Source organism: Mesobacillus sp., from assembly GCF_049588175.1.
GTDB lineage: Bacteria > Bacillota > Bacilli > Bacillales > Cytobacillaceae > Mesobacillus.
In genome coordinates this window covers 1-10,672 of sequence record NZ_JBAVFI010000754.1, presented here as the reverse complement: position 1 = coordinate 10,672, position 10,672 = coordinate 1, and the positions used below count along the sequence as shown (strand labels likewise).

General features: G+C 41.6%; 10 protein-coding genes. 9 read left to right on the top strand and 1 reads right to left on the bottom strand.

Translation table 11 applies throughout. From position 1 onward, the window contains the following. The first annotated feature begins 482 nt into the window (after positions 1-482). The 8 genes from mltG (at position 483) to WB217_RS18270 (ending at position 8,938) form a co-directional block, all read left to right on the top strand. Positions 483-1,628 (top strand): endolytic transglycosylase MltG, encoded by a 1,146-nt coding sequence (mltG, locus tag WB217_RS18305; RefSeq protein WP_423994740.1) that lies wholly within the window; start codon positions 483-485, stop codon positions 1,626-1,628. Positions 1,629-2,063: 435 nt separating this feature from the next. Then, positions 2,064-2,705 carry an O-methyltransferase gene (locus WB217_RS18300; RefSeq protein ID WP_423994739.1) on the top strand — a complete coding sequence of 214 codons (642 nt, stop codon included), beginning with the start codon at positions 2,064-2,066 and terminating at the stop codon, positions 2,703-2,705. 5 nt (positions 2,706-2,710) lie between these two features. Beyond that, positions 2,711-3,640, top strand: a complete 930-nt coding sequence (locus tag WB217_RS18295) for a peptidase U32 family protein (RefSeq protein WP_423994738.1) — start codon at positions 2,711-2,713, stop codon at positions 3,638-3,640. Positions 3,641-3,666: 26 nt separating this feature from the next. Beyond that, positions 3,667-4,935, top strand: coding sequence for a peptidase U32 family protein (locus WB217_RS18290; protein WP_423994737.1), 1,269 nt, complete (start codon positions 3,667-3,669; stop codon positions 4,933-4,935). A gap of 3 nt (positions 4,936-4,938) precedes the next feature. Continuing rightward, positions 4,939-5,574 carry a uridine kinase gene (gene udk, locus WB217_RS18285; protein ID WP_423994736.1) on the top strand — a complete coding sequence of 212 codons (636 nt, stop codon included), beginning with the start codon at positions 4,939-4,941 and terminating at the stop codon, positions 5,572-5,574. A 206-nt stretch (positions 5,575-5,780) separates the two neighbouring features. Continuing rightward, entirely contained in the window at positions 5,781-6,257 is a 477-nt protein-coding gene (greA, locus tag WB217_RS18280) for a transcription elongation factor GreA (RefSeq protein ID WP_207500100.1), read from the top strand. A 119-nt stretch (positions 6,258-6,376) separates the two neighbouring features. After that, positions 6,377-8,131 (top strand): peptidoglycan D,D-transpeptidase FtsI family protein, encoded by a 1,755-nt coding sequence (locus WB217_RS18275; RefSeq protein WP_423994735.1) that lies wholly within the window; start codon positions 6,377-6,379, stop codon positions 8,129-8,131. A gap of 111 nt (positions 8,132-8,242) precedes the next feature. Continuing rightward, on the top strand, positions 8,243-8,938 hold the full coding sequence (locus WB217_RS18270) for a YrrS family protein (RefSeq protein ID WP_423994733.1): 696 nt from the start codon (positions 8,243-8,245) through the stop codon (positions 8,936-8,938). Between the two features lie 32 nt (positions 8,939-8,970). On the opposite strand, the gene WB217_RS18265 is transcribed toward WB217_RS18270, so the two are convergent. Then, positions 8,971-9,177, bottom strand: a complete 207-nt coding sequence (locus WB217_RS18265; protein ID WP_423994732.1) for a DUF2536 family protein — start codon at positions 9,175-9,177, stop codon at positions 8,971-8,973. A 374-nt stretch (positions 9,178-9,551) separates the two neighbouring features. On the opposite strand from WB217_RS18265, the gene WB217_RS18260 reads away from it, so the two are divergent. Continuing rightward, the coding region (locus tag WB217_RS18260; protein WP_423994731.1) for an amidohydrolase family protein at positions 9,552-10,672 on the top strand (1,121 nt) is incomplete at its 3' end.

Sequence of the window (10,672 nt, the reverse complement as noted above, 5' to 3'; positions counted from 1 at the left end):
GAATAAACCATGCTAGAGACCAGGCTAAATGCGGCCTGGTCTTTTTTTATATATTTTTAGCGAATGTCATTCTCTCAAATCTGCTGCTGGCTGTATACCAGCCTCAAAAGATTTTAAGGTCCATTTTAATTTTTCTCACAAGGAAGATGATGAGAAGCCCTCCGTAAACAACTCAACGAGATTTTTCTATCGCGTATGGTGATAACAACTAAAAGCAAGCGCATGAAGCAGAATTCAAGTTAATAGGCAAGTCAACCGCTACTCTACTAGCAACAATGTTTATGAAGACAGCTAACCAAAAACATTAATCTAAGCGAATACAAATCCCTTATTACCTTCATGTCGGAATGTAGGATAATTTGTCGCACGAGGTATTTTTTCGTATTTATTTGCAAATAAAAATATAAAATATAGTATAATGGTGCGAGATATGAAAATAGAGAGTATCCAGGTGATTAGCCCTGTGACTGGAGGGGGAGCTTATGTCTGACGAGAAAAATATAAATAACAATGACAAAAAGCAAGTGATTGCTGAGAAATTAATCGAACAGCAGAAGGAAGCAAGCGTTGTCCGAAGGATTGTCTTCGTTACAGCCATTGTAGCGATTCTTCTGGTAGGCGCCTTAGGCGGAGGCGGATATTACTATATTAAATCCGCATTAACGCCAGTTGATGAAAATAGCAAGAAAAATATCAATATCACGATTCCAATCGGTTCGTCTACAAGTGGAATTGGTACAATACTCGAGGATAAAGGGGTCATCAAAGACGCCAGGATTTTTAAGTATTATGTAAAGTTTAAGAATGAATCCGGTTTCATGGCTGGAGATTATAAAATGAATCCCTCCATGACAATTCCTGAAATCATCTCAAGTTTAAAAACGGGAAAAGTCATGCAGGACGTAGTCATGAAAATCACGATTCCTGAAGGCAAACAGCTGTCACAAATTGCTGGAATCATAGCTGAAAAAACACAGCAGGATCAGGAGCAGATTTTTAAGCAGCTGAACGATAAAGAATTCATTAAAAAAATGATGGGTAAATATCCGGATGTACTATCAGAGGAGATCCTGAGTGAAAAGGTCAAATATCCGCTGGAGGGCTATTTATTCCCTGCGACATATCCTTTCTATTCAGAGAAACCAACGGTGGAAGAGATTGTGACGGTCATGCTCACAAAAACAAAAGGAGTCCTGGATGAATTCAAGGGCCAAATGGAAGAAAAAGAAATGTCGACTCATCAGGTGATGACGATGGCATCGCTGATTGAAGAAGAAGCAACCGAAAAGGTTGATCGCGATAAAATCGCAAGTGTATTCTACAATCGCATAGAAGACGGAATGATGCTACAAACTGACCCGACTGTACTTTATTCCCATGGAGAGCATAAAGACCGGGTACTTTATGAGGATCTCGAAATCGACGATCCTTACAATACCTATAAATACACAGGATTACCACCTGGACCAATTGCCAATCCTGGTGTGATGTCGATTGAAGCGGCTCTAGCACCTGCTGATACAGACGATTTGTATTTCCTCGCAACATCAACTGGTGAGGTTCTCTTCTCTAAGACACTCGAAGAGCACAATCGTAAAAAGAATGAACATATCACAAGTAAAAAATAGTAATACCTATAAGGGAGATGCAGAAAGATTAGCATTTCCCTTCTTATTGTGGTAAAATAATTCAAGTGTTTTTTTCTAGTTAAAAAAGATTACTTTTTTCACTTAGATTACTGTCTAGCTCCAGCGCCTAGCCCCTCGGGTCATAAGCCAGCCGGCTGTGGTGGCTGAGGAACTGCCTCCTCGCCGTCCGTCTTATGCCTGTCGGGGCTGAACAAGGCGCTTCTGCTTTTCTTTTGATAGCGTGCATTACAGAATTAAGAGTTATGGCCACACAAGGCTGAAGAAGCAGATTGTCAGGTTTCTGACATTCTGAAGTTTTGTCTCTCTTATCCTGTGAACGCTATTTTTTTCATGCTCCGAGGACCTTTTTTCCTGGGGCATATATAGATTTTCACACTGGCTAGTTTCTAGCCTTTGAATAGAGGTGAGGGCAGCTTGCTAAATGAAAAGCTGCAGGATTATATAGATTCACTTATACAGCCGAGACAGGGCATACTTGCTGAAATGGAGGAGTACGCGGAAATCAATGGGGTTCCAATCATGGAACCAGCAGGGATTGAAACGATGCTTCAGCTCTTGCGGCTTCAGCAGCCTGACGCGATTCTTGAAGTAGGCACAGCCATTGGCTACTCAGCACTCAGGATGGCATTTGCTCTTCCTGCAACAAAAATCGTGACACTCGAACGGGATGAGGAACGATTTAACCTGGCTGTAGATTATATCAAGCGGTCAGGATTGCAAAGACAAATTGTCCAAATCAAGGGAGATGCTTTGGAGCTGGAACCGGAAGTCAGCGAATATGCTCCATTCGATGCCATTTTCATTGATGCGGCCAAGGGCCAGTACAGGAGATTTTTCGAAATTTATTCCAGGGTGCTTAAGCCTGGAGGGCTGATCATTACAGACAATGTGCTTTTCAAAGGCCATGTTTATGATAATCATGTAATTGAAAGCAAGAGGATTCGCAGTCTTGTAAAAAAAATAGATGAATTCAATCGCTGGCTGTCCAGTCATCCGGAGTATGATACGATCATTCTTCCGATTGGCGATGGTGTAGCGGTTAGTAAGAAGAGGTGAGCGGAATGAAGAAACCTGAATTATTGGTAACACCGGTCAGTGTAAATGATATTATTCCTTTAGCTGAAGCAGGAGCAGATGCTTTTGTCATTGGCGAACAAAAATTTGGCCTTCGACTTGCTGGAGAATTTTCACGTGAAGATGTAAAAACAGCAGTTGAACTTGCGCACTCTAAAGGCAAGAAAGTCTATGTTGCGATGAATGCCCTATTCCATAATGAAAAGATTGAATTGCTAGGAGAGTATCTGACATTCTTAAAAGAAATCAATGCAGATGCCGTTATCTTTGGCGATCCTGCTGTATTGATGGCTGCTAAAGAACATACTCCTGACATGAAGCTGCATTGGAGTACGGAAACAACAGGGACAAACTGGTATACATGCAATTACTGGGGAAGAAAAGGTGCAAAACGTGCTGTACTTGCCAGAGAAATCAACATGGACGCGATCGTTGAAACGAAAGAGAACGCTGAGATTGAGATTGAGGTCCAGATTCACGGAATGATGAATATGTTCCAATCAAAACGTCCTTTGCTTGGCCATTATTTTGAATATCAAGGTAAGGCGTTGGAAGTTGAAAACCGTAAGCAGGAACGAAATATGTTCCTTCATGATAAAGAGCGTGAAAATAAATATCCGATTTTTGAAGATGAAAATGGAACTCATATCATGAGCCCGAACGATATTTGCATTATCGATGAGCTTACTGAGCTCGTTGAAGCTGGTATCGACTCATTTAAAATTGACGGTATACTAAAGAGTCCGGAATATATTTTAGAAGTAACAAACCTTTACCGCAAAGCAATTGATCTGGCTGTAGACAATCCTGATCAATATGATAATGAAAAAGACGATTTACTGGCTGCAGCGGAAGCAATCCAGCCGCCAAATCGCCCGCTTGATACAGGTTTCTTCTTTAAAGAGACTGTTTACTAAAAGTAAGAATATAAGGAGGTTGCGTCATGACAGCAGTGACAGACAAGATTTCACAAATTGTTGACGGAAAACGTGTGATCGTGAAAAAACCAGAACTGCTTGCACCTGCCGGAAATCTTGAGAAGTTGAAGATTGCCGTTCATTATGGTGCAGATGCCGTATTTATTGGCGGCCAGGAGTATGGTTTGCGCTCAAACGCAGATAACTTTACGTTTGAGGAAATGAAGGAAGGCGTCGAATTTGCGAAGAAATACGGCGCGAAGATTTATGTAACAACGAATATTTTTGCTCATAATGAAAATATAGATGGCCTTGAAGAATATTTAATGGGGTTAAAGGAAGCCGGAGTTCACGGTATTATCGTGGCAGATCCATTGATCATTGAAACTTGCCGCAGAGTTGCTCCTGAAATCGAGGTTCACTTGAGCACGCAGCAATCTCTATCTAACTGGAAAGCAGTTCAGTTCTGGAAAGAGGAAGGACTGGAACGCGTTGTTCTTGCCCGTGAAACAAGTGGTGAAGAAATCAAGGAAATGAAGGAAAAAGTCGACATTGAAATCGAGACCTTCATCCATGGTGCTATGTGTATTGCTTATTCAGGTCGCTGTACTTTAAGCAATCATATGACTGCTCGTGATTCAAACCGTGGCGGCTGCTGCCAGTCATGCCGATGGGATTACGATTTGTATACACTTGAAGGAAATGAAGAAAACCCATTGTTCGGTGAAGACGATTCTCCATTTGCCATGAGCCCTAAAGACCTTAAGCTGATTGAATCCATTCCTCGTATGATCGAGCATGGCATTGACAGTCTTAAAATCGAAGGCCGAATGAAGTCTATTCACTATATCGCAACAGTTGTAAGTGTATACCGCAAAGTGATCGATGCTTATTGTGCGGATCCTGAGAACTTTGTCATTAAGCAGGAATGGCTTGAAGAATTGGATAAATGTGCGAACCGTGAGACAGCAACTGCGTTCTTTGAAGGAGTTCCAGGGTATAAAGAGCAAATGTTTGGAAACCATAGCAAGAAGACGACATTCGACTTCGCTGGACTTGTGCTTGATTATGATGCTGAAAACCAAATGGTTACACTTCAGCAAAGGAATTTCTTTAAGCCAGGCGACGAAGTGGAATTCTTTGGACCGGAAATCGAGAACTTTACCCATGTAGTTGAAAAAATCTGGGATGAAGATGGCAATGAACTTGATGTTGCACGCCATCCTCTGCAAATTGTTAAGTTCAAGATGGACAAGCCTGTCTACCCTAATAACATGATGCGGAAGGAGAAGTAAGAGATGAACCGCAAACCTGTTGTAATTGGTGTAGCCGGCGGCTCCGGCTCAGGAAAAACCAGCGTCACAAAAGCAATTATTGATAGCTTTAAAGGTCATTCAATCCTGATGATTGAACAGGACTATTATTATAAAGACCAAAGCCATTTGCCTATGGAAGAGCGTCTGAAGACAAATTATGACCATCCGCTGGCATTCGACAATGATCTTTTAATAAAGCATATCGAAAAATTGCTTTGTTATGAAGCGATTGAGAAGCCAGTTTATGATTATGCAATCCATACAAGATCAAGCGAAATCATTGATGTGCAGCCTAAGGATGTCATTATTCTCGAAGGAATCCTGATTCTTGAAGATGAACGATTGAGAGACCTGATGGATATGAAGCTTTATGTTGATACAGATGCTGATTTGCGTATTATCCGCAGGCTGCTTCGGGATATCAAAGAGCGTGGCCGGTCTATGGATTCTGTCATTGAGCAATATGTAAATGTGGTAAGGCCAATGCACAACCAGTTCATTGAACCTACTAAACGTTATGCAGATATTATCATTCCGGAGGGCGGCCATAATCATGTCGCAATCGACCTAATGGTAACAAAAATTCAAACAATTCTTGAACAAAAATCATTTTTGTGACACAATAGCATAGATAAAGCTGGACATAGAAGTACCTAATTAGTACTTCTATTAGTCCAGATTAATTTAATGGTCCGTATTTGGACTTTCTTTTAATGCGCGCCCTTGAAAAGGACGCGCTCCTGTATATTTTTCAGGTTACATAATATAATATTACACAATCTAATTTTTTGGGGAATTGTGAAGACTAGAAGGAGTGAAGGATTTTGGCTACAGAGAAAGTTTTTCCTATGACATTGGCTGGGAAAGAAAAGCTGGAACAAGAATTAGAAATGTTGAAAACGGTTAAACGTAAAGAAGTTGTTGAGAGAATTAAAATCGCGCGCAGCTTCGGCGACCTTTCAGAGAACTCTGAGTACGATTCTGCAAAAGAAGAACAAGCTTTTGTTGAAGGACGTATCACAACTCTTGAGAATATGATCCGCAACGCAAAAATCATTGAGGAAAGCGAATTAACTACAGACGCAGTCAGCCTTGGCCGTACTGTCACTTTCGTAGAGCTTCCTGATGGTGATGAAGAATCCTACACAATCGTAGGAAGCGCTGAAGCAGATCCATTTGAAGGTAAAATCTCAAATGACTCTCCAATCGCTAAGAGCTTAATGGGGAAAAAGGTAGGGGACGAGGTTTCCGTCCAGACTCCTGGCGGTGAAATGAGCGTCCGTATTACATCTATTAAGTAGGGTGCTTAAACAATCATTCAGTTAAACAGTAAGAAAGATAATAATTTTATTCATGCTGTTCCAATTTAACAGTTTGAAACTTCAAAACCTCGTCAAAACTTTTGACGAGGTGTTTTTTTATGCGCAGGAAAAGAATGATTGTCTGGATCAGCATATGTATTGCCGGCATTGGCCTGCTTCTGTTCAGGCTGGCGCAGTTGCAGCTCCTTGATACAGAATCATTTTCAAAGCACGAAATTAATTTGATAGAAGCAAGTGTCAAGCAAAGGTCACAGGAAATGGTTGTTGACAATGGCAGAGGGAATTTCCTTGATCGTTCAGGTAATCCCTTATCTTATGAAACGTCATCGGTCCTTGTTCTTTTCCCTTTTTTAAAAAAGATGGACTGGCAGATAAATCAGGTTGCAAAGACCATAGGTGTATCTGAGTATGCACTTAAGAATTCGGTTGAAAAATCAAAGGAACCATTTGCGTACGGTGATCCGGATCCTGTGATTCTCACCAAAAGCCAAATGGATGCTATTAATGAGATGAAAATTCCAGGTGTGTTTGCTGTTGAGCGTAAGTATCCATTGGATAAAATACCTGCGGCTCAGCTACTTGGCATTATTGGTGAAAACGAGAGCCTTCTAAAATCACGATATGGGGAGAAGGATTTCCTTCCAAGGACATTGATTGGCCTCTCAGGCCTCGAAAAAAGCTTTGATGAATTTCTCGTAGCGGAAGGGAAATCGAGGCTTGTGTACCATGTGGATGGTGAAGGGGCACCACTTTTTGGCATTAATGTAAAGTATATTGAACCGGCAAATCCGTTTTATCCCATAAACGTGCAGACCTCGATTGATAAGGACCTTCAAATGATTGTCGAGGAAGCAGTAGACAATTATGACATAAAAAAGGGTGGAGTTGTACTGCTCGATATCAAAACGAATAGCGTGTTATCGATGGTATCTAGGCCGGAAATCAATAAGAATGCGCCATTTAGCGACAAGGGAATAGAAAATATGATGGTCAAGCAGCACATTCCTGGTTCAGTTTTTAAGACTGTTGTAGCGGCGGCAGCAATAGATTCCGGGCTTGATGATCCAAATAGGAAATTTGATTGCAGCAAAAAGTTAAATGGGGAGCCTGATTTGAAATACGATCATGGCATGCTCAATTTTACTGACAGTTTTGCGAGAAGCTGCAACCGTACATTTGGAGAAATCGCCAGAGAGCTGCAGGAGAAGGATCCAACAATTCTTGAAAGATATGCAGAAATGCTTTCAGTTACAGGGGGTGTGGGCTGGAAAGGGGATATATTCCACCTGGAAAACTTCCAGCAGATGCAGGATGAAGAAGAAGGCAGGGTTTTTGTATCCGAGGATGCCAGAAAGGATCGTAACTTTTCGGCCTTATCCGGAATTGGACAGCATGAGGTAAGGGCGTCTCCATTGGCCATTGCGAACATGATGGCGACGATTGCGCGTGGAGGAGAAAAGGATATGGTTAGGTCAGTGCTATCAATCAAGTATCAAAATGGTACAGAAATGACTGAGTTTCCAAAGGAAAAGCTGAAAGGAGATAGAATCTCCTCTTATACAGCTATGAAGCTCCAAAAGCTTTTAAGGGAAGTAGTTGTGAATGATCATGGAACGGGTAGGTGGTTCAAGGATTTGCCATATGCAGTAGCTGGAAAATCTGGAACGGCAGAGACTGGAATTTATGATGGGGAAAAGCAGCTTCACAATAAATGGTTTGCAGGTTATTTTCCATATGAAAATCCAAAATATGCACTTGTTGCCGTTAATTTAGGGGTGCCAGAAGATGAAGGTGGAGTGAATCCGCTGTTTGCTGATATAGTAAAAGCCGTCTATGACTATAATCAAGATTGAATCATGATTGAAGGTTGATTGGTCAGTAACTAATTAGATAAAGATAAAATCCTTCAAGTTTGCGTTAAGTCATGGTAGAATGTTGACAACCTTATAAGGGAGGGAAAGACCTTGAAGAATGATTTTGACAACCTAAATGAGGGGGCCCGTTCGAGAACAAGGGCAAAACGAAGAAAAACCAACCTTATTTTAAATACCTTGATTGTTGTCGTTATTTTATTAATTGTCTTTGTTTCTGTAAACATCTTTTTCAGTAATGATGAAGGAGCAGCGGACAACAGCAATGCTACTGCAGAAAATGAAAAAGGCGCTGCCTCTTCAGACAAACAGGATAATAAGGATAACAACGGCAGTAAAAATGCCGATGAAGATAAAAATGGCGAAAAGGCAGAGCAGTCGGATGAAGGGTCTGCAGATGATTCAGAGTCTGCAGAACCAGAAGACAATGAAGACCTGGGCGATCCAGTGGTGACTGAGGGCGGAAGCGATGCAAATGTAAAACAGACAATCGAGAATCCGGGCTGGCAGCCAGTGGGAACCACTCAGTCTGGCGAACATGCTCCTGTCTTTGACCAAAACTCGGTAGATTGGCAAGAAATGACATTGGCATACTCTTATGCTACTGGAATTGATAAAAACAATATGACTGTTTGGTGGAATGAAAATAATGGAGCACCAAATACGGCTGTAGGCACTGTTTCTGCAAAAGGCAGCGAACAAACCTACAGGGTAGCTATTGAGTGGGTGGAAGGCCAGGGCTGGAAGCCAGTAAAGGTTGAAGAATTGATTCAAAACGATAAGCGATAGGCTATTTAGAGGGGTCCTAAATATGGGCCCCTTTACTTTTTCGCTTTGAAATGGACAACGGCTGAATAGAACAGTCGTCCTTTGTCATCAATGTGCATTTGGTGAGAAACATGGTGTACAGTAAGCGTAATGGCTTTATTGATTTCTATTTGCTTGTTGATATTCTTTTCAAGCGTTTTTAAGTCCATCGCTTCAAAAAATTCTACCTTATCTTCAATTAAGTCAAAATGGAATTCCATCGTTAATCTCCTCATATCTATTGTTTTTTATAGGCTTCGTTATACGTGTCTGTTGATTTCCGCTCCAGGCACTCGCTTTCCGCGGGGCGTCAGGTGAGCCTCCTCGTCGCTTTGCTCCTGCGGGGTCTCACCTTGGCCGCTGATCCCGCAGGAGTCGAGTGCCCTCCGCTCCAATCAACAGGTGCTAAAAATCACAATGACCTTTAACACAGCATTTTGATAATCGTACAAATAAAAAATAACAAAATCTCTATAAAAATAAAACATTTTTTGATAAATTTAAATGATGGGCATATTTGCGAGGCATTGATCTAATTCTAGTACATAATACAAAACAAATGCAAAAACAGCGAATTTACATAGGAGAGATTAATATGGCAGGAACGTTATTATATAACGGAACAATCATTACTTGTAACGCGGAAAATGAAGTGATCGAATCTGGGGCAATCGGATTTGAGGACGAGAGAATTATTTATGTCGGCAAATCGCCTGAGGATCTCTCGGCATATGAAACAACAATTGATCTTAAAGGGAGTTACGTTCTGCCTGGAATGGTGAATACTCATGGTCATACACCGATGTCATTGCTCAGGGGATACGCAGATGATTTGCACCTGCAAACCTGGCTTGAAGAGAAAATTTGGCCGCTTGAGGCTCAATATACTCCTGAACATACGAAATGGGGAGCGTATTTATCTATTCTTGAGATGATCCGTACTGGGACTACCACATTCGTCGATATGTATGACAATATGGACGAGGTTGCAAAAGCTGTTGAAGCTGCTGGGATCCGAGGTGTTTTGTGCAGAGGAGTAATCGGTTTTGGTTCAGAGGAGCTTCGTCAAAGCAAGCTAAATGAAGCTGCCCAGTTTGCAATAAACTGGAATAATGGCGCAGATGGCCGAATAACAACGATGCTGTCTCCTCATTCTCCCTATACATGTTCGCCAGAGTATATTTCCCAGATCATTGAAAAATCGGTTGAACTGAATGTACCGTTGCATACACATATGTCTGAAACAAAATTTGAGGTGGACAAAAATATTGAGGAATTTGGCGCGACACCTGTCGCACACCTGGACAAGCTTGGTTTCTTTGACCGACCATCGTTAGTTGCGCATGCTGTCCATGTCAATGAGGCTGACCTTGAGATTCTTGCCAGCAAGGATGTAAAAGTCTCACACAATATTATCAGTAACCTGAAGCTGGGCAGCGGAATTTCTCCTGTCAGCAAAATGATTGAAAAAGGAATCACAGTAAGCCTTGGAACCGACAGTGTCGCGTCAAATAACAATCTTGATTTATTTGAAGAATTAAAAGCGGTAGCCACTATCCATAAAGGGATAGCACAAGATGCTACTGCTGTCAGCGCTGCCCAAGCACTGAGGATGGCGACAATCGATGGAGCTTCCGCTGTTTGGTTGGATAATAAGATTGGCTCCCTTGAGATGGGGAAGGATGCTGATTTGATTGTAATCGATTCAAACCAGAG